Origin of the sequence: Leptolyngbya sp. NK1-12, from assembly GCF_032598965.1 — a bacterium.
GTDB lineage: Bacteria > Cyanobacteriota > Cyanobacteriia > Elainellales > Elainellaceae > Elainella.
In genome coordinates this window covers 366,830-386,426 of the sequence record NZ_CP053586.1, presented here as the reverse complement: position 1 = coordinate 386,426, position 19,597 = coordinate 366,830, and the positions used below count along the sequence as shown (strand labels likewise).

The window sequence follows — 19,597 nt, the reverse complement described above, 5'->3', positions numbered from 1 at the left end:
TCAGGCTACTTTCTCTTTGTGGCAATTCCTAACTGAGCACCCTCGATGGTTCTGACTTGATCCATGACCTCAATCACTTGGCCATGATCCACCTGGCGATCGGCGTTGATGATCACCAAAACTTTATCTTGCTTACCTTTAGCCGTTTGAATCGCGGATTTCAAGTCTTTGGCTGCAATCGGTTGACGATCGAGAAATAGCTGGCCTTGCGGATCAATTGTGACCGTGACTCGCTTTTGTTTGGTATTTTGCTGCGTTGCGGTTTCGGCATTGGGCAGATTCACCGGCAGCCCCTCCGAGCGAGTCAGAAATAGCGTCGCCATGATAAAGAACGTCAGAATTGCAAAGATCACATCGATCATCGGCACGATGTTGATCTGGGGAGCGGTATCTAAGTCGTCGTCGCGGATTGTCATTCGTTCTACTCCTTACTCACCATCACTTGTCCAGACCGTCCTTCCTGATAGCGACAGAAATGCAGCGCCTCAAGCTGGTTGGTATATTCCTGAATCAAAGCGAGCTGCCGACGGTAAAACCCACGAAAGGCATTTGCAAACAGCAGCACCAGCACGGCCACAATCAAGCCCGTTGCGGTTGAAATCAGCGCTTCACTGATCCCGCCGGTGACTCTGGCCGTTCCTTCTTGGCCCACGCTGCCCAGATCCAGATTGGCAAACGAGCGAATCAAACCCGTTACCGTTCCCAGCAAACCCAGCAGCGGAGCCGCTGTCACAATTGTGTCGAAGATGGTATTAAACCGTCGCAAAATTGGCAATTCGGCTTGAATCGCCCCTTCTAGGAAATTGTGGAACGCTTGGGGTGGTGCGTAATCTACTTCCATTGCTTCCATGAAGATGCGGGCAATCGGCAAATCGCTATGCTGTCTTAGCTTGGGCATCACCGTGTCGGCTCCCATTTGATAATCGGCCAACACATCCCGCACCACTCGCCGCTGCTGCCGGTTTACCTTTCTCCAAAACAGGCAGCGTTCAATAATCAGCGCAATCGCCAAAATCGAGAACCCCAACAGGGGGTACATCACGAACCCACCCGCAACAAATAAATCAACTAAAAACATAATCAACTCAACTGTATTTGATCGACATTCAATCGACATTCAATCGACCTGCGGTCCCTGGCTGCCGCAGCAAAGCAATCTGCCAAGTTCCAATCATTCTATAATGTTGCGAGTTACTTGCAAGAAGATTTCCGGAAAATCAGCGCTGGAGATCAGCTTGATTGGAGAGGCATCTGTGGTTGGTTCAATCCAGCAATGCCGCGCTCTCACTCTAAAAATAAAGTTGTAACAATTTGTTCAAGCAAGATTCCAACACGGCAATCGTTCGATGATCCGACTTCTAGCTATCATCATCTATCATCAAATGATGAAAATGGTTACAAGTTAACCGCTATTACTTGCAACAACTGTTGTAGATTAGGACATAGTTCATCTTCACCCAAAGGCAAAATGGCGCTTCCCGAATTAGCAGATCTAAAACGAGAGCAGGAGCGAAACGCCCTCAAGGTGTTGCTAACCCGCACTTTGGTCGCTTCCCTAGGGCTTCATGCCGGACTGTTGCTGCTCAACTTAAAACCGCTGTGGACGGCGACCCAACCCGAACCGGAAGAAATTGCCATTGTGGTGACTGATACCGAAGAGCCAGAAATTGAAGAATCTCCCCCGCCAGAAGAGGAAGCGGAGGTTTTAACCGGCAGTGGTGGCAGTGGTGGCATCCCCGAACCCGCTCCCCCAGCCGCCGTGGCTTTAGCCGAGCCAATTCCGCCTGAGCCGCTGCCGACCATTCCCCCACCGGAAACCCTAACAACCGAAACCCCGCAAACTGAGCTGCCTCCAGAAGTCAAGCCAGAAGTGTCGCCCAGCCCGTCTCCAGAGCCAACCGCGACCGAAACGCCCCAACCTCCGGTTGAGCAGGCAGCTACCCAGCCCCAGCGCAATTTCCGCGATCTGTTAGAACAACTGCGGCGCAACCGGGAAGCCCAGCAGCAACCAGCGGGTGATCCCGGTGAAGGTAATCCTGCGGCTGTGGGAACCGGCACAAATCCAGAAGGTACGGGCACAGGCACAGGGACTGGAACAGGTACTGGAACAGGGACTGGAACAGGCAGCGGCACGGGTTCAGGTTCAGGTTCAGGAACGGGTTCAGGTACCGGCAATAACAGGGGCAACAGCACAGACACGCCATCCGCAGGCAGCGGTCGGCGGATTGCCTGTCGCAACTGTCCCGATGTCAATTATCCTGAAGAAGCTCTACGAGCCAGACAGGAAGGTACCGTCAAGGTGCTGGTGGATTATGACGAAAATGGGAATGTAGTCAGCGCTACTCTTGTAGATTCCAGCGGACATACCGTATTGGATGAAGCAGTTCTCGAAACAGTACGAGAAAAATATCGTTTGGATGACAGTGGTGGTGCTGGCAGTACGGTTCTCAGTATCGATATGACGATCCGAGGCTCCGACTTTAACCGTCAGGCCGAAGAGCGGGGCGATCGCCGCGAGGTGAATGTTCCACCCCCTGCACCGATTGTGGAGCAACCTGGGGAACCACCCGTCGAACAACCCTCGGCCCCCAGCAATACCGCCGCCGAACCGATTGATCAACCCGAACCCTTGGTGCAACCAACTGGATCACCCGCTCCCACCACCGCACCAGCCCAGCCTGAAGCGCCAACTCCGCAAGAGGCCGCGGCTCCTAGCGAACCACCTACTGAAACGCTCACCGACCCGACGACGACGGACCTGCTGCCGCCAACTACCGTACCCGAAGCAGTCCCCGATCCTATAGAAGCTCCGGTAGAACCGCCGCCCGAACCAGCCTACGTTCCGCCGCCCGAACCAGAATATATTCCGCCGGAACCGGCTTACGAGGCACCGCCGCCTGAGCCAGTCTATGAGCCAGAAGCAGCTCCGCCACCTGAGCCAGTCTATGAACCAGAAGCGGCTCCACCTCCAGAAGCCCCGGCATCAGAACCGCTGTAGTCAGGTTCAATCAAAGAAACCGGATCTGCTCGCCACCAATCGACAGCACAGGCCATAAAATAGCTATTATTGTGATGATTTCTCGTACTCATACCAAATCCGACTGAATCTCCTAGATTCAGGCGCTCTATTGTACAGGCGTGTTGGCAAACTGGATTGTACAGGCGTGTTGGCAAACTGGATTGTACAGGCGTGTTGCCAACACGCCTCTACGTAAGGCGGACCGACCGGATTTGATATTACTTCACTTAACACTCACTTCACTTAATAGCTATGAACACCCAGGCAAGCGACCGCATCATCATTTTCGATACCACCCTCCGCGATGGCGAACAGTCGCCCGGAGCCACCCTGAACGTGGAAGAAAAACTGACGATTGCGCGGCAGCTCGCCCGACTAGGAGTGGATGTGATCGAGGCGGGCTTTCCCTTTGCTAGCCCCGGTGACTTTGAAGCCGTTACTAAAATTGCTCAACAGGTTGGTACGCCCGATGGCCCTACGATTTGTGGATTGGCGCGAGCTACCAAGCAAGACATCGAAGCCGCTGCCAAGGCCCTGGCTCCAGCTGCCAAACCCCGGATTCATACTTTTATTGCCACCTCGGATATTCACCTGGAATATAAGCTGAAGAAGACGCGCCAGGAGGTGCTGCAAATTGCCCCCGAAATGGTAGCCTATGCCAAATCCTTTGTCGATGATGTCGAGTTTTCGCCCGAAGATGCCGGACGCTCGGACCCTGAATTTCTCTATCAGGTGCTAGAAGCGGCGATCGCGGCTGGAGCTACCACAGTCAACATTCCGGATACGGTCGGCTACACCACTCCGGCTGAATTTGGAGCGCTGATCAAAGGCATTAAGGACAATGTGCCCAATATTGATCGGGCGATTATTTCCGTCCACGGCCACAACGATTTGGGCTTGGCCGTCGCCAACTTTTTAGAGGCGATTAAAAACGGAGCACGGCAGCTTGAGTGCACCATCAACGGCATTGGCGAGCGGGCTGGCAATGCGGCGTTAGAGGAACTGGTGATGGCATTGCATGTGCGGCGGCAATACTTCAATCCCTTCTTGGGCCGTCCGCCTGAATCGGAAGCACCCCTGACTCGGATCGATACCCGCCAGATCTACAAAACCTCGCGTTTGGTGTCGAACCTGACCGGCATGTTGGTGCAGCCCAACAAAGCAATTGTCGGAGCCAATGCCTTTGCCCATGAGTCTGGCATTCACCAGGATGGGGTGCTGAAGCACAAGCTGACCTACGAAATCATGGATGCCCAATCGATTGGCTTGAACGATAACCAGATCGTGCTGGGCAAACATTCGGGCCGTAACGCTTTCCGCACTCGTTTGAAGGAACTGGGCTTTGAGCTAAGCGAACAAGAGCTGAACCGGGCTTTTCTTCGGTTTAAAGAAATGGCCGACAAGAAGAAAGAAATCACCGACCGCGATCTGGAAGCGATTGTGAACGACGAAACCCAACAGGCCCCAGAACTGTTTAAGCTGGAGCATGTGCAGGTGTCTTGCGGTGATCATGCCCGTCCTACCGCCACCGTAATCATCCGCACCCCAAATGGTGAAGAACTGATGGATGCCGCAATTGGTACGGGTCCGGTGGATGCGGTCTACAAAGCGATCAACCGAGTGGTGAACGTGCCAAATCAGTTGATTGAATACTCGGTGCAGTCAGTCACAGCCGGGATTGATGCGTTAGGAGAAGTGACGATTCGGCTCAAGCACAACGACCGGATTTTCTCAGGTCATGCCGCCAATACGGATATTATTGTGGCGTCGGCAATGGCCTACATGAGTGCGCTGAATCGCCTCTCGGCTAGTCTGCAAAGCGGTAAGGTGCTGCATCCTCAGCATGATGCGGCTCAGCCGGTTGGTTGATCCCGTCGGATAACGCACTCGCGTACAGAACACCTTTTGAATATTGCGCTAGTTCCACAAATTTAGGCCACCTATCCAGGTGGCCTAAATTTGCGATTTGCTCACTGGTACGATCCGGTCATTCGCTGATGTTGCTCATCCAGCAATGGCGCAGACACGACCGCTTCTTCCGTTTGTCCAGTGTCAGTTAGAACCTAAACTAAGTAATTCAACTTAATTAAAACCAAGATCAGGGTGTTGTCGCTCTTCGGGCGACAACACCTCCTTTGGGTTTATGTTTAATTATGTTGTTCTACTTATCTCGACCCGCAACTGATAACTGGCATTTCCGCGGGTTCCGCCAACTGAGATATAGTAGTAACCGGTTTGGAAATCATGGGACATGGGCAAAATGATGTCTCCCTGTCTTGCCTCTTGTTGCAGCACACCTCCAACGGGATCAGAAAGGTCATAAACGGCATTGTTCTCAGGAGAACTCATCTGGAGTTGCATTCTTTGCCCAGTCCTAGCCCATAGGATATAAACGTCTCGATCACCCCGTATCACCGCATTTCCCAAAACCGCTGAGCTTGTACCAGGTGCAAAATTAACGCGAAATGGGTGGACATTAAATGCGTATTTTGTAATGGGAACCACGATCCGAAATAAGGCTGACCATGTTTGAATTCCAACTATGCCATCCACCAGAATACGCTCTGTGGTTTGAAAAGACTTAACCGCAGATTCAGTAATTGGACCAAATATGCCGTCATTTGCCAACAGAGGGAGCTTGGAATCAGGACGAAAGAATTTAACGGTATTCAGCTGCTCTTGCAAAAAGCGAACATCATCGCCAGTGCTATTGCGCCGTAAAACGGCAAGGGCACGAGATGAAGCAGAATTTGTGGTATGCATGGGAAATTCCTCTATGTAGGTTTTACAGGTTTCGATCGCTCTAAATCGCCTCTGTATCCACAGGATTTAAAGCTTTCCGCGAGTGCATCTTGGTTTGTGAACTCGCATCATACATAGTCCTGTTATAGAAATTGAATCGCTCAGGGTCGATACAGAAAAGTTAAGGAGATTTAGAAACTTAGGGTAGGCTAATAGGTTCCTTCGCAAGTCCTTAACTTTTCTGTATCGACTAGGTTCTGCTTCTAGTCCTATAACTGAGGCATGAACAACCCATTGATCTGCAGGAGAACACCATGCAACTCACTTATCGCTCTGCTCAATATGAAATGAATCAATATGAAGCGATTATCCCTGCCATTGAAACGAAGCAGGCGAATGGTATATATCGCGGAGCTAGTTGTTTGATTCGATTGCCCAAGGTTGAACAAAATTTTCAGACTGTGATTCAACTTCAGTATCGCGGCGTTCCTTATGCTGGGTTTCGCTAAATCACCTTCATCTCAGCACAGACGTATGAATAGGCAAGGAGTTTTTGTCATGAAGCCTTCACATTGGGGATTAAACCAATCGTATACTCCAGATCGACTGCTCAACTTATGGTCAACGGGCGGCGAACCTTGGGCATTGCTGGAGCAAGACTATTTAACCCAGACTCATCACGCTGACTATCAAGCTAGCACTCATCATAGCCGCAAAGTCTATCTACTAGAAGTGGCATTCACGCTGGTTTTGTTGGGATTGGTGCTATCGATCTGGGTGCCTTGCTCAACATCACAGTCAACATCACAATCAACATCGCAGTCAACCCTACCAATGAATATGTCTCAGACGCACCACAGCTATTTAAACAGGGCTAACAATCATGAAATGGAGATATCAGCATTTTGATCAGATCTGTGTGTCTTTGCTGGGGCTGATAGGTTTGATCATAGTAGGTGACCTATCAAGCACAATTTTATATCAAGTATTGATTACCCCTAGTTGGTGCTACTAACCCGAGCGCTTTAGAGTCAACACCCTCACCCCTCACCTCTCTCCCCCTCACCCCCTCACCTACTGCTCTCCTTAGTATCACACCCATCCGGACATAGCTTATCCTGGATCTGCTTGATTCGTTAATCTAGAGGAATAGTCATCTAGAGGGATAGTATTTATCTCTGCCTTCCTCTTTATCTGCGTTCCTTCAACGATCAACCTATGCAAACGCCAATCTCCCCTTGCCACTATCAAGTAGGTGGTCGTCTTCCGGTTGATGCTCCCAGTTATGTAGTACGGCGAGCCGACGATGAACTGTTCAGCGCTCTCAGATCTGGTGAATTTTGCTATGTCTTAAACTGTCGGCAAATGGGAAAGTCAAGCCTACGGGCACAGGTAGCGAAACGGCTTCAAGGCGAGGGTATTGTCTGTGCAACGATTGATCTCTCCGGCATCGGCAACCGCAGCATTACCCCAGACCAGTGGTATGCAGATATGATCATGCGGCTGATGCGGGGATTTCAACTGAACATCAATGTGCGGCAATGGTTGGCAGAACGCCAAGACTTTTCCCCAGTAGGGCGATTGGGTGAGTTACTGGAGACGGTACTGCCAGCATTGATTCAAAAGCCAATTGTCATCTTTTTCGATGAAATTGACAGCATCCTCAGTTTGCCATTTGACACGGACGACTTTTTTGCCTTGATTCGCTCGTGCCATCAACACCATCGTCTCACCTTTGCTTTGTTGGGCGTTGCGTCACCATCTGATTTGATCGCCGATCGTCAGCGTACTCCGTTTAATATCGGTCGAGCAATCGAGCTAACTGGATTTCACCTATCGGAAGTACAGCCATTAGAGGTAGGATTTGTAGATAAGTTTGAGAATCCTCAAGCAATTCTTCAAGAAATTCTCAATTGGACAGGGGGGCAACCGTTCTTGACACAGAAATTGTGCCAACTGGTGGCACAAGCTGGAGATAGGGAACTGCAGGACTCAGAAGATAAGAGGATGATACCTGAAGTAGATGCTCCATTTCTAAAAAAACTGGTGCGGGAGATATTGACGCAGCATGGAGCGATTGCCGATCGGGTGGCTGCCATTGTGGAATCGCGGATCATCGAGAACTGGGCGACCCAAGATGAACCGCCACATCTAAGGACAATTCGCGATCGATTACTCAGCAATGAACAACGAGCTAGCCGACTGCTGGGACTCTACCGTCAGATCTTGCAATGTGGCAGCATTCCTGCGGATGATTCTCCTGAAACGATTGAATTGCTGCTGTCGGGATTAGTAGTGAAGCAACAGGGGCAATTGCGCGTGTTTAGCCGCATCTATGCAGAGGTGTTCAATCTGGAGTGGGTAAGCAAGCAATTACAGACATTACGCCCCTATGCTGCTCAATTGGAAGCATGGGTCGCGTCTGGCTACCAGGATGAAGTTCACCTGCTCCGGGGGCAAGTCCTTCAGGCCGCTCAACACTGGATAGAAGGCAGGAGCTTAAGTAATCAGGAATATCGGTTTTTTACCGCCAGTCAAGCACTGGAACAGCAGCGGATGCAGTGGGAACTGGCTGCCCTAAAACAGGCGAATCAAGCTCTCATCGCTGCCCAAGCTCGCGCGAATCGAATGATTCGATGGGGTGCCATTGGGCTAACGGTGCTTGCTCTGATGCTTCTGATTTTAGGGGGGATATCTGGGGTGTTAATTTGGCAGACCTGGAGCGGGATCACTCAACAATTGCTCCAAGTGTTTGTAAGGTTGCGATTGTAGCTTCTGTTAATCCACTTATGCCTGTCAGCTTCATTCCTTCATACAACCGCTTCGCAATTAGTACTTGAAGGCATTCTCCTGTTTTAACATTCCAAATTCTTACGGTTTGATCCTGAGAACCACTAGCAATTGTTTGATTATCTTGATTAAAAGCAACCGACGATACAAGATGATTATGCCCATTACATATCTGTAAGCATTCTCCTGTTTGAGTATCCCAAATTCTTATGGTTTGATCATGGGACGCACTGGCAAGCTGAGCACCATCAGGGCTAAATGCTACTGCAAACACCCAATTGGTATGTCCGGTTAGGGTTTTGAGACATTTTTCGGTGGGGATAGCCCATAGTTTTATCGTTTCGTCGGTGCTGCAACTGGCTAGCAGCTTTCCATCGGGGCTAAACGTCACCCACCAAATTCGACTGCCGTGTCCTTGTAGTGTTTTAAGACAACTGCCTGACTCCACATCCCAAAGCTTGATTGTTTGATCAACCCCACAGCTAGCAAGGTGCTGCCCATCGGGACTAAATGCCGTTCCCAGTAGTTTCTCAGTATGCCCAGTCAATGTTTTGAGGCATTGTCCGGTTTGAGCATCCCATAGCCGTACCGTACAATCTGCACTCCCGCTGGCAAGCCTTTGTCCATCCGGATGAAAGGCAACAACATCAATCCAATCGGTATGTCCCTGCAAGACCTGAAAGCATTCTCCTGTTGTAGTGTTCCACAACCGCACCGTGCAATCAGTGCTGCCGCTGGCTAGGGTTTGACCATCTGGACTAAAGGCAACAGCGTAAATGAGATCAGTGTGCCCCCGCAGTGTCTTGAGGTAAGTTCCACTTTGCCAATCCCAGAGCTGCACTGTTTTATCGTTACTGCCGCTTGCTAAAAGCGTTCCATTTGGACTAAAGGCAACTGGAAGCGCCCAATCGGTATGCCCATACCAGGTTCTCAAGCATTGTCCGCTGTGGTAATTCCACAATCGCAACGTTTGATCGAGGCTAACACAGGCAATCGTTTTTTGATCTGAACTAAATGCTACAGAGCAAACTTCATTGGTTTGTCCATACAGCGTTCTAATACAAGTATTTGTGTTGCAGTCCCACAATTTTACAGTGCGATCACCACTACCACTCACTAATAGGTTGCCATCAGCACTAAAGGCAATCGAGTAAATGCTACCTTGATGCCCAGTGTAGGTCTTCAAACATTCACCAGCATGATAACTCCACAGTTTAATCGTTCGATCGCTGCTAGCACTTGCTAAGTATTGCCCATTAGGACTAAAAACGATGGATCGTACCCAGCCTGTATGTTCAGTTAAAGTTCTTAGGCAGGTTCCGGTTTTCACGTCCCAGAGTTTAATCGTATGATCAGCTCCACTGCTGGCTAGAGTTCCTCCATCTGGACTAAAAGCAACCGAACGCACCCAATCCGTATGTCCTGTGAAGGTTTTCAGACAATAGCCATTGCGAACATCCCACAGTTTCACCGTTTGGTCGCCGCTTACACTCGCTAAGGTTTCTCCATCGGCACTAAACGCCACCGCAAACACTTCATGCTCATGTCCAATCAACGTTTTAATGCAAACGCCGTCTTGCACTGTCCAGAGTTTGACAGTGCGATCAGCTCCACAACTCGCTAACGTTTTGCTATCAGGGCTAAATACCACAAAGCGAACCCAGTTGGCGTGTCCGTGACAAATCAGCAACAGTTTGCCTGATGCCACCTCCCAAACCCGCACCTCACAATCCGTGCCGCAGGTTGCTAGCAGTTGCCCATCAGGGCTAAACGCTGCCCATAATACATTTCCCAGTGTTTCTGTAAACACGCAGCGGGATATATTAGAGCCTGTTAGATTGACATCATGGAGCGGAATCCCTTGCAAATAAGCCTGCCAAACCGTCAGATAAGAGGCATCAAAGCCTGTTAAATCCACGCCTGCTTGATGCAGTAGATTCAGGGCATTGCCAGCAGCATATCCGGTTGCTTTGGCAGGTTTGCCCCGCAGTTGAGTGAGCATTTGGCTCAAACGAGCTGCCATAGCTGCCGTGCTTCCTAGTTCTGCGATGAGCCGATCGATCAAAGGTTGCAGAATTAAGCTCGACTGAGTTTCTCTCACATAGTCTTTTGCCTGAGCTTGGATGAGAGCGTGGCTGATGAACAGATCTCCATTCTGATCAATCAACTCCCTACAGACCTGCTCAATCAACTGATTGATCCCATACTCCATCACAACGGGCTGCTGCGTGAAGCGAGTGTCATTTTTCTCAATTAGTGAACGCCGCTGTAACGAATTGAGCGATTCTAGCAATTCGCGAATTGGAACTGGTGTGACAAAATCAGCCTGCAGTTCTGGCAACGTCACAGGTTCGCGATCGATTGCCAGCCAATACATAATTGATTGCTCCAACTTGGTCAATCGCTGGAATTGTTGATGTAACAGATCTCGAATATCATCAAATAGAAAGGTACCTTGCTTTGTAGTCTCTAAAAAGTACGAAATATTGCTATCAAAATAATCGTGAATCGAAGAAGCAACGATCTTCAGCGCCAGCGGATTTCCAGCGTAACGAGTGATCAGCGTCTGCCATTCGGTTGCCGTTGCCGTAAAGCTGCCCTTGTCGCTAAATAGCTCTCGTCCATCGGTGTCTGGCAGACCGGAAAGCTGGAGTGAACGCACGGGTAGCGCTTCTCCCTCAAAGGCACTGAGGCCATAGGGCTTTTCCCGTGAGGTGAGAATCAAGCAACTTTGATGAGGGGTTTCTGCCACACAGCGTAACAGTTGCCCATAGCCCTCATATCCAGGACGGTAGCGCCCACTGCGATCGCCTGCTTGCAAAATCGATTCAGCATTGTCCAGAATCAGCAAACAGCGCGACGCCCGCAAATAGTGCAACAATCGCGTCAGCCTGCCCTCCAGATGCGTGGGCAAATCCGTCTCCTGCTGGTGTGATAGCACTTGGAGCAGATCCGCCAGCAGTTCTTCAGCCAGAGGTGCATTGCGGAGAGCGCGCCAGATGATGGCTTGCATGGGGGAATGGGGCGTAGCTTGCTTCTGCGGAGCAGTTGGGGCGATGGGTGGGAGCTGATTTCTGCGGAGCAGTTGAGTGGATGGATGATTATATTTTCTGCCTGCCCCACCCTCTACCACCGCTTTTGCCAATTTCACGGCCAACGAGGTTTTGCCAATCCCTCCCATGCCCAGCAGCGTTACTAGGCGACAGTTCTCTTGCATCACCCATTGAGCCATCGTATCCAGCTCTGCTTGACGACCGTAGAAGATTGAGACATCGGGAGCTTCGTTCCAGTCTTGAAGCAAGGATGGGGGAGATAGGGAAAAGGGGGAATTCTTGTCTTCTCCGTCTTCCACCTTATGGTCCTCAGGACTCCCCTGCTCCACCACCTCTTCCCAGGCGATCCCTAGCACTTGACAATATGCCTTGAATGCCTCTGCATTGATGGGTGACTTTCCAGCCAAGAATCGCTTCCAGGTACCTTCTGAGATGCCGGCTGCTAAAACGCCATCCTTTATCCAGGACGAACCCAAGATTTCACTTGCTGCTTCAATCCAACGAAAATCGTTGACTGCCCAACCTTTTTCGCTTCTGGCTTGCTTAATTTTCGCGAGTCCTTGAGAGGAAGCTTTGAGTGTGGTCACGACGATAGTTAGATTTTGGATCTTGATTTTGGATCTTGATTTTGGAGTTTGAACTGAGAATATCGGTAGGTTTGGCTGATAAGCGCAGGAGCGCTAGGCTGCTTCTGTGACACCTTCTGTTTTAAATAGATCTGCCAAATTTTGGAGTTATTTGCAATACCATAATCTGCTTGGGCTTGCCAAGATCAGTTTTACTCGGTCCAACTGATCCTACGCTGATCTTGGTTTGCGGAAAATTAGCCTCAACTCAAATGTTGGTTGACTATTGGCTGAGCGCTTAGAGGGCAACCCCGATTCTGTTGATTTTGTCAAGATCAGTTTTGTCTGCCCCTGATCAATTCACACTGATCTTTCAAAATCGATCGCCATTGTGCAAGCTTGAGAGAGTAAGGATAAATGGAAGTTCAATTCCATGCTGCTTTAACTGCCCTAGTCTCAAAATCAAGTCACGATCGCTTACGCCCACATCTACTGGAGCCGATTATGCCTCAAAGCCTCCCTGCAACTGCTCGGCTGATCACTTCAATTAATACTGAATCACTGTCTCTACTGGTAAGCCCCCCACCTTTAAACTGCTTGAGCGTTAATGGCGGATCAGAAGCATTTCCATTTGGCTTTCAGCTTTCTGGAGCTGAGCCTGAGCTGACTGAATTACGGGCTGAAGTTGCCGCCTTGAGGCGCGAATTGTCTGCTCTCAAGCAAGAGAAAACTGACCTAGAAATTCTGTTGGAAGCGACGGCAGAACATTCGGATTCGGTTGAAGCTGAACTGCACCATACGGCAATTGAAGCGCTACGACAGAGCGAAGAATGGTTTCGCACGATTGCGGAGGCAACGCCTGTCCCTGTTATGATCTGCCGCGTCGAGGATAGTACTATCTTGTATGCTAATACGGCGGCTGGTGTGATGTTTGGCCGGACAGCCGAGGAGTTGCTGCACCAGCGATCGCTAGAGTTTTACCATGACCCGAACGAACGCTACAGGTTGCTAGAAGCGGTTAAACAGGATGGCTCGGTGCAAAATTTTGAGCTGCAGTGTAGACGAGCGGATGGCAACCTGTTCTGGGTGGCGGCATCTCTGCGGCAGCTCACCTTCAATCAAGAGCCAACCCTCCTGACAGCCCTGCACGATATTACTGAACGCAAATTAGCAGAAGAGGCGTTGAAGCAACAGGTCCGAGATATGCAAATCGAGATCGATCACGCTAAACGGGCGCGACAGGTGGCTGAAATTATCCAAACTGATTATTTTCAACAATTGCAGGCCGAGGTAGAACAGTTGCGATATCCGGACGAGGATTGGTAGTATGCCAAAAATCATCGCCATCCACTCCTATCGGGGCGGCACAGGTAAGTCAAACTTGACAGCCAATTTGGCCGCTGCAATTGCCCTGCAAGGAAATCGGGTCGCGGTGGTAGATACCGATCTGCAATCTCCAGGCATTCACACGCTGTTTAGCATTGACGAGCACTCGACTGATCAGACACTGAACGATTATTTATGGGATCGCTGTCCGATTCAGGACACCGCCTATGATGTCAGTTCTAAGTTAGAAATTGAGACAACCGGACGACTGTTTCTGGTGCCTGCTAGCGTCAATGCCGAGGAGATTGCACGAATTCTCAGCGAAGGCTACAACGTCAGCTTGTTAAATGACGGATTTCGGCAGTTGATTAAAGAACTGGAGCTGGATTACCTGTTTATCGATACCCATCCAGGATTGAGTCGAGAGACGCTACTCTCAATTGCCGTTTCCAATCTGCTAATCCTGATTCTCCGACCCGATCAGCAAGACTTTCAGGGAACAGCTGTCACCATCGATGTGGCACGCCAACTGAAGGTGCGCAAGCTGTCATTGGTGATCAACAAAGTCTTGAGTAAGCTTGATCGAGCAGCGTTGCAGCAAAAAGTTGAGACCACGTATAACGCCACTGTAGCCGGTATTTTTCCGTTATCAGAGGACATGATTGAGTTGGGCAGCAGTGGATTATTCTACTTGCAACATGCGAATCACCCCTTCACACAAACGCTGCATCAGGTAGCAACCCAGATCATGAACGGACCATGACCTGAATGCCTAGATACAGAATCGGAATGTTGCAATCACTAATCACTAATCACTAATCACTAATCACTAATCACTAATCACTAATCACTAATCACCATAGCTTGCTTTTGCGCAACAGTTGATCAATGACCTCCAGCAATCTCCATGATCTATCCAATTTACTGACTGCACGGCTCTCTAGGCATATCGTGTTTTGGGTGTTTCTCAGCTTGATTTTGATTGAAGCCATCATCCTAATTCCTTCGGTGCAACGACGAGAGCGGGAGATGCTGACCCAAATCCGACAGGTTTCGTCTGGTAAGGTACTCTGGATTGCTACCACCTATTCCCAGGCATCTGCAGATAGGTTCCTAGCGGAAGTCAAGAAACTCCAGCAAGATCCGATGCTACGTATGATTCAGGGCGGCGCGTTATACAGGCAGAATGGACAATTGGTTGGCAGCTTCGGGGAACAACCTGAGCTGTCCTTTGCCGAGGCAATGACTGGCAATCCGATGGATTTTGAGATTAGCGATCGGTTCTTTCCCAAGAGCACCCATTATGATGCCGCTTGGTCAATTCCCCACTTTGGCGGACCTTACCTGCTGATCCTGCGACACGATGCCGCTAGTGTAGGTGCAGAGGTTTCTGCGTTTGTGGTTCGCATCGCAGGGCTGGTGCTGATCATTGCTGTGGTCGTAACGTTGACCACGTTGGCTGTGCTAGGCGCTACTGTGATCACACCAATTTTGCGTCTGCGGCAAGATTTGATTGCAGCGGGAGACGCTGTCAGCGCCGATCAGCCAATGCCTAGGTTCTACTCCGCTGTCGTAAACCGTCGCGATGAACTCGGAGATGTCATTGCCGCTTTCTACCAAATGTTCAAGCAGATTTGGCAGGCGATGAGTGATCGCAAGCAAGCGGAACGGGAGTTAGCAGAAGCCAATCAAGAAATTATGATGCTGAATCAAAAATTAACGACTGAAAATCTGCGCATGAGTGCCGAACTCGCCGTTAGCCGTAAACTTCAGCAAATGCTGTTGCCCAAAGAACAGGAACTGAATCAAATTCCGGGATTGGCAATTGCGGGCTTTATGGAACCAGCCGCAGAAGTTGGAGGAGACTATTATGATATCCTCAGCCATGATGATGCCGTCAAAATCAGTGTCGGAGACGTCACAGGTCACGGATTAGAGAGCGGCGTTGTGATGTTGATGGCTCAAACGGCAACTCGCACCCTCTTGACTCACAACGAATCGGATCCAGTCAAGTTTTTGAACACGCTGAATCAGACAATTCATAGTAATATCCAGCGTATGGGGTGTGATAAATCCCTCACGCTTGCCCTGCTCGATTACCAGGATGGCATGATTCAGCTCAGTGGACAGCACGAAGAAGTGATCGTAGTGCGAGATAATGGCAAGATTGAGCGGATTGATACCCTTTCCTTGGGCTTTCCATTGGGCTTAGAAGCTGACATTACTGACTTGATCGCTCAAACTAATATTTACCTCAATCCTGGCGATGGCATCGTTCTCTACACTGACGGTATTACCGAAGCCCTGAATGACGAAAAAGAATGTTACGGAATAGAGAGGCTCTGTACCGTGGTACAACAGCACTGGCAGCAATCGGTTCAGGAAATTCAACAGGCCGTCATTCGCGATGTGAAGCGTCACATTGGCAACCAAATTGTTCACGATGACATTACCCTGCTAGTTCTAAAACAAAAATAACCAGAAGGTAAAAACCAATCGTGATAGAACGACATCCATGAGTTAATAAAAATCGATTTAAAATCCTAAATAGGTATGTCCGAAATCTTTGGAGACTTTGAAGATAATCTTCCTCCCAGCCAGGAATACTTGCGCATTCAATTTTCACCGAGTTCAGTGCCGCTTAAACAGCGCTGGCGCAACAACGGTCTGTCAGCCAACTTTATGGCAGATTTTTTGCTATCTTTTTTTCCTAATGACAATTGCGAAATTGACATCACCAAACGGCAAGAGGAGATTCAAAGCACCATTTGCTATATTGCTAATGAATTATTGGAAAATGCCATGAAATTCACAGATGACGCGCTGCATCTACCGATTAGCCTGACGCTCTACCTCCTAAGCGATCGGCTCGTGTTTGTTTCAACGAATAGTATCTCTGCTGATTCTAAAAACAAACTTCAGAAATTTATTCGTTGTTTGCTCACCTCAGATTTGAATCAGCTTTACACAGAGCAATTAGAAAAAAGTGCGCTAGACGAAAGCAATTCTTCGGCTGGACTCGGCATTCTTACCATGATCAATGACTACTCAGCCGCAATTGGTTGGAAACTGGAGCCTATTCAGGATTCCCCAGAGAGTGTTACCGTGATGACAATGGTACAACTGACAATCTAGGCTCTTGTGTCCTTGCTAAGGGGTAAGTGATGGAAATTCAGACGAAAGACTATAGTGTTCAATACGACGCAACGACGGCAACGGTCCATTTTCAAGGCTTACTCCTCCTAAACGGGACAGAAGAATATGCTCCCATTACCCAACTACTCAATCAGTTGATTGAGCAGCAATTATCAATACTGACGCTAAATCTTCAGCAATTGCGAATGTTGAATAGCTCCGGCTTTCAAATGTTATCTAAATTCGTGATGAAAGCGAGACAATATGAAGATATTCAAATCTTAATTCGAGGAAATCAAAACATCTCTTGGCAAACCCGATCCTTACAAAATCTACAACGTTTAATGCCAGCAATTCAGATTGAGTTAATCGATTGATAAATCTTGGCAAGTAGACGATTGATTGGGAGAAGATAAGCAACACCTTGGCTTATAAGAAGCTATTTCAAAAGGATTTCGTCGTCCGCATCCATCCCCTTTTCTGAGATGGATGCATGGCTATAATCCCCCACTAGTGACAGAACTTTGAACAGCAACGATTCGGGGCAATCCTCTAGAATGGGGGATTTAGAGCTAATTTATAAAGTGAATCTAAAGCTCCGCAACCATTGGTACGGCTTGATCCCCCCTAGCCCCCCTTCACAAGGGGGGAACTCGACTCCGATGCTCAAGTCCCCCTTAGCAAGGGGGATTTAGGGGGATCGAAACAGTTGTTTACAAATTAGCCCTTAGGCTTCGTTCGTGGAACGCTCGCGGCGAGCGACGTGAGACTTCGACGTGAGATCAGTTGAACGCTGTGCGGCTCGAGTGAGCTGCACCGAACTCCGAACGGGGGCTTTTCAAACAGGTTCTTCATCAGTACAAATAGATTAATAGATTAATCTATTAATCTAAGTAATTCAACTTAATAACCAAGATCAGGGTGTTGTCGCCCTTCGGGCGGCGACAACACCCCCTTTGGGTTTCATGTTTAATTATGTTGTTCTACTTATTAATCTATTAAAATTAAAGATTTTCTTTGCCAACCATTCTAGTATTCATCTATTTACAGCGAACTATTTATAGCAGCATCTTTAATCACTTAAGTTAAGAGACTTAGCTACAAAGAATTATCCTAACTTTTCTGTATCGACCGTGATGTAATCAAAGCTTATAAAGGATCAGACAACAATCATTAACTCTTCGTAATTTCCTGATAATTTTAAGGACAAGCTGTCATGACTACGAATCAAGTTACAGTCAGTATCGAAAATCTTTCGCCTGCTAATGGAGCATTCCTTACTCCGCTTTGGTTTGGTTTTCACGATGGTCGTTTTGATACCTACGATCGCGGTAGACCTGTCTCACCTGGCTTAGAGAGTTTGGCAGAAGATGGAGCAACTGAACTCATCTCCCAAGAATTTGACTTAGCCCGATTTGGTACCATTCAAGGCACCATTACTGGACCTAACGGCACACCCGGACCGATCGATCCAGGGGAAACCGCCAGATTTACTGTAACACTTGACGGTAGCGCTCCTACCAGCCGTTTTTTCAATTATGCTTCTATGATCATTCCTAGTAATGACTTTTTCATCGCTAACGGGAATGAACTGGCTCATCCGATTTTTGACGAACAAGGCAACTTTATTGGTGCCGATTTCATTGTGATGGGAAGCAGTGTTCTGGATGCTGGATCAGAGATAAACGATGAAATTCCGGAGAATACGGCCTTTTTCGGGCAGCAAAATCCCAACACTGGAACACCGGAAAACGGAGTAGTGCAATTAGCGAACGGATTTATACCAGGTGGCAATATCTTAAGCGATCCACGTTTTGCTAACGCAGACTTTACGACTCCTGGCTTCCAAGTGGCGCGCATTCGTGTATTTGCCGAAAATCCCGTCTTCCCCACTCTTCCTCCAGTTACATTGTCATCTGTGCTAACTGGTGCACAGGAAGTACCACAGCCGATTGAAACAACTTCGTTTGGTTTGTCGAATCTGAGGCTAAACGAGACGGGAACGGCGCTTGACTATAATTTGACGGTCTACGGACTGGATTTTGGACAATTTTTGGGCACAGGACCTCGAACTGCCACAACCGCTGATGATGTGACTCGAGTTCACATTCACGTGGGCGATCGGGGAGAAAATGGTGATGTTGCGATTGGACTGATTGATCTGGTTGCACCAGCAGTCAATAATCAAGATGCTGATGATTTTCGGATCATCGAAAATCGAGATGGCTCTATCACCCTCTCAGGTATATGGGAGCAGACAGATAATACCGGATCTCCGCTGAGCCGCTTTGTCAGCGAAATTCGCAACGCTGAACCGGGTGAGGATATTGGGCTTTACTGGAATGTTCATACTGTTGGGAACCCAGGTGGAGAAATCCGGGGACAACTGCGACAGGGTGAAATCTCGCCTGGTGAAGTACCTGGACAAAGGCTCATAGGAACTCCCAATAACGATATCTTGTTTGGTGGACCCGGCGATGATCAAATTCGAGGACTGGGTGGTAACGATCGCCTGTTTGGCGAAGCGGGCAATGATCGCCTGCTGGGTGGCAATGGCAACGATCGTCTGTTTGGTGGCGATGGTAATGACACTCTAGACGGCGGACGGGGCAACGATGTGGCTGTGGGCGGTGCAGGTGAAGATGTGTTTGTGTTATCCAAAGGCCCAGGACGAGTAACGGTTAGAGACTTTACAAGAGAGGATCGATTGCAACTGCGAGGAGCACCCAACTTTGATGATCTAACTATTGCAAGACAAGGCAGAAACACCATCATTAGCGATGGCAGCGACCAGTTAGCCCGTCTCTTAGGGGTAAATCCTGGCTTAATTACCCGAGATATATTTGTCTGATGGTATTTCCCTGATCGACTGCAATTGGTTTAGTTAAGCTGGATCAACTCAATCCCCTGCCTACCCAAACTTGCCTACCCAAACTTGCCTACCCAAATTTGGGTGGGCAAAACGT

Annotated in this window: 14 protein-coding genes; 10 read left to right on the top strand and 4 right to left on the bottom strand. The window is 48.9% G+C overall.

The features are described 5' to 3' along the window. Window positions 1-5: 5 nt before the first annotated feature. Window positions 6-416 (bottom strand): ExbD/TolR family protein, encoded by a 411-nt coding sequence (locus tag HJG54_RS01220; RefSeq protein ID WP_316432888.1) that lies wholly within the window; start codon window positions 414-416, stop codon window positions 6-8. Between the two features lie 5 nt (window positions 417-421). Continuing rightward, entirely contained in the window at window positions 422-1,078 is a 657-nt protein-coding gene (locus HJG54_RS01215; protein WP_316432887.1) for a MotA/TolQ/ExbB proton channel family protein, read from the bottom strand. A 390-nt stretch (window positions 1,079-1,468) separates the two neighbouring features. On the opposite strand from HJG54_RS01215, the gene HJG54_RS01210 reads away from it, so the two are divergent. Continuing rightward, window positions 1,469-2,998, top strand: coding sequence for an energy transducer TonB (locus tag HJG54_RS01210; RefSeq protein WP_316432886.1), 1,530 nt, complete (start codon window positions 1,469-1,471; stop codon window positions 2,996-2,998). A 273-nt stretch (window positions 2,999-3,271) separates the two neighbouring features. Further along, window positions 3,272-4,888, top strand: coding sequence for a 2-isopropylmalate synthase (locus tag HJG54_RS01205; RefSeq protein ID WP_316432885.1), 1,617 nt, complete (start codon window positions 3,272-3,274; stop codon window positions 4,886-4,888). 282 nt (window positions 4,889-5,170) lie between these two features. Here the strand turns inward: HJG54_RS01205 and HJG54_RS01200 are convergent, their stop codons facing one another. After that, a complete protein-coding gene (locus HJG54_RS01200) occupies window positions 5,171-5,782 on the bottom strand; it encodes a peptidoglycan-binding domain-containing protein (protein WP_316432884.1) in 612 nt (203 codons plus the stop codon). Window positions 5,783-6,075: 293 nt separating this feature from the next. Between HJG54_RS01200 and HJG54_RS01195 the strand changes: the two genes are divergently transcribed. Both HJG54_RS01195 and HJG54_RS01190 read left to right on the top strand, forming a co-directional pair. Next, window positions 6,076-6,270, top strand: coding sequence for a DUF4278 domain-containing protein (locus tag HJG54_RS01195; protein ID WP_316432883.1), 195 nt, complete (start codon window positions 6,076-6,078; stop codon window positions 6,268-6,270). Between the two features lie 709 nt (window positions 6,271-6,979). After that, on the top strand, window positions 6,980-8,533 hold the full coding sequence (locus HJG54_RS01190) for an AAA-like domain-containing protein (RefSeq protein ID WP_316432882.1): 1,554 nt from the start codon (window positions 6,980-6,982) through the stop codon (window positions 8,531-8,533). Here HJG54_RS01190 and HJG54_RS01185 read toward each other — a convergent pair. After that, entirely contained in the window at window positions 8,490-12,191 is a 3,702-nt protein-coding gene (locus tag HJG54_RS01185; protein ID WP_316432881.1) for an NB-ARC domain-containing protein, read from the bottom strand. The genes HJG54_RS01190 and HJG54_RS01185 overlap by 44 nt on opposite strands. A 483-nt stretch (window positions 12,192-12,674) precedes the next feature. Here HJG54_RS01185 and HJG54_RS01180 point away from each other — a divergent pair, with 483 nt between their 5' ends. The 6 genes from HJG54_RS01180 (at window position 12,675) to HJG54_RS01155 (ending at window position 19,482) form a co-directional block, all read left to right on the top strand. Next, complete coding sequence (locus HJG54_RS01180; RefSeq protein ID WP_316432880.1) at window positions 12,675-13,496, top strand: PAS domain-containing protein; 822 nt, start codon at window positions 12,675-12,677, stop codon at window positions 13,494-13,496. A gap of 1 nt (window position 13,497) precedes the next feature. Beyond that, window positions 13,498-14,259 (top strand): MinD/ParA family ATP-binding protein, encoded by a 762-nt coding sequence (locus HJG54_RS01175; RefSeq protein ID WP_316432879.1) that lies wholly within the window; start codon window positions 13,498-13,500, stop codon window positions 14,257-14,259. 125 nt (window positions 14,260-14,384) lie between these two features. Continuing rightward, on the top strand, window positions 14,385-15,974 hold the full coding sequence (locus HJG54_RS01170; protein WP_316432878.1) for a PP2C family protein-serine/threonine phosphatase: 1,590 nt from the start codon (window positions 14,385-14,387) through the stop codon (window positions 15,972-15,974). 75 nt (window positions 15,975-16,049) lie between these two features. Next, window positions 16,050-16,631 carry a DUF6272 family protein gene (locus tag HJG54_RS01165; protein ID WP_316432877.1) on the top strand — a complete coding sequence of 194 codons (582 nt, stop codon included), beginning with the start codon at window positions 16,050-16,052 and terminating at the stop codon, window positions 16,629-16,631. Window positions 16,632-16,660: 29 nt separating this feature from the next. After that, complete coding sequence (locus HJG54_RS01160) at window positions 16,661-17,008, top strand: slr1659 superfamily regulator (protein ID WP_036000984.1); 348 nt, start codon at window positions 16,661-16,663, stop codon at window positions 17,006-17,008. Window positions 17,009-17,847: 839 nt separating this feature from the next. Continuing rightward, a complete protein-coding gene (locus HJG54_RS01155; protein ID WP_316432876.1) occupies window positions 17,848-19,482 on the top strand; it encodes a spondin domain-containing protein in 1,635 nt (544 codons plus the stop codon). The last annotated feature ends 115 nt before the right edge of the window (window positions 19,483-19,597 follow it).

What these genes read in the sequence shown, in the direction of transcription:
- HJG54_RS01170 (WP_316432878.1), top strand. Translation starts at nt 14,385, where the DNA reads ATGACCTCCAGCAATCTCCATGATCTATCCAATTTACTGACTGCACGG.
- HJG54_RS01205 (WP_316432885.1), top strand. Translation starts at nt 3,272, where the DNA reads ATGAACACCCAGGCAAGCGACCGCATCATCATTTTCGATACCACCCTC.
- HJG54_RS01195 (WP_316432883.1), top strand. Translation starts at nt 6,076, where the DNA reads ATGCAACTCACTTATCGCTCTGCTCAATATGAAATGAATCAATATGAA.
- HJG54_RS01190 (WP_316432882.1), top strand. Translation starts at nt 6,980, where the DNA reads ATGCAAACGCCAATCTCCCCTTGCCACTATCAAGTAGGTGGTCGTCTT.
- HJG54_RS01210 (WP_316432886.1), top strand. Translation starts at nt 1,469, where the DNA reads ATGGCGCTTCCCGAATTAGCAGATCTAAAACGAGAGCAGGAGCGAAAC.
- HJG54_RS01160 (WP_036000984.1), top strand. Translation starts at nt 16,661, where the DNA reads ATGGAAATTCAGACGAAAGACTATAGTGTTCAATACGACGCAACGACG.
- HJG54_RS01175 (WP_316432879.1), top strand. Translation starts at nt 13,498, where the DNA reads ATGCCAAAAATCATCGCCATCCACTCCTATCGGGGCGGCACAGGTAAG.
- HJG54_RS01220 (WP_316432888.1), bottom strand. Translation starts at nt 416, where the DNA reads ATGACAATCCGCGACGACGACTTAGATACCGCTCCCCAGATCAACATC.
- HJG54_RS01165 (WP_316432877.1), top strand. Translation starts at nt 16,050, where the DNA reads ATGTCCGAAATCTTTGGAGACTTTGAAGATAATCTTCCTCCCAGCCAG.
- HJG54_RS01215 (WP_316432887.1), bottom strand. Translation starts at nt 1,078, where the DNA reads ATGTTTTTAGTTGATTTATTTGTTGCGGGTGGGTTCGTGATGTACCCC.
- HJG54_RS01200 (WP_316432884.1), bottom strand. Translation starts at nt 5,782, where the DNA reads ATGCATACCACAAATTCTGCTTCATCTCGTGCCCTTGCCGTTTTACGG.
- HJG54_RS01155 (WP_316432876.1), top strand. Translation starts at nt 17,848, where the DNA reads ATGACTACGAATCAAGTTACAGTCAGTATCGAAAATCTTTCGCCTGCT.
- HJG54_RS01180 (WP_316432880.1), top strand. Translation starts at nt 12,675, where the DNA reads ATGCCTCAAAGCCTCCCTGCAACTGCTCGGCTGATCACTTCAATTAAT.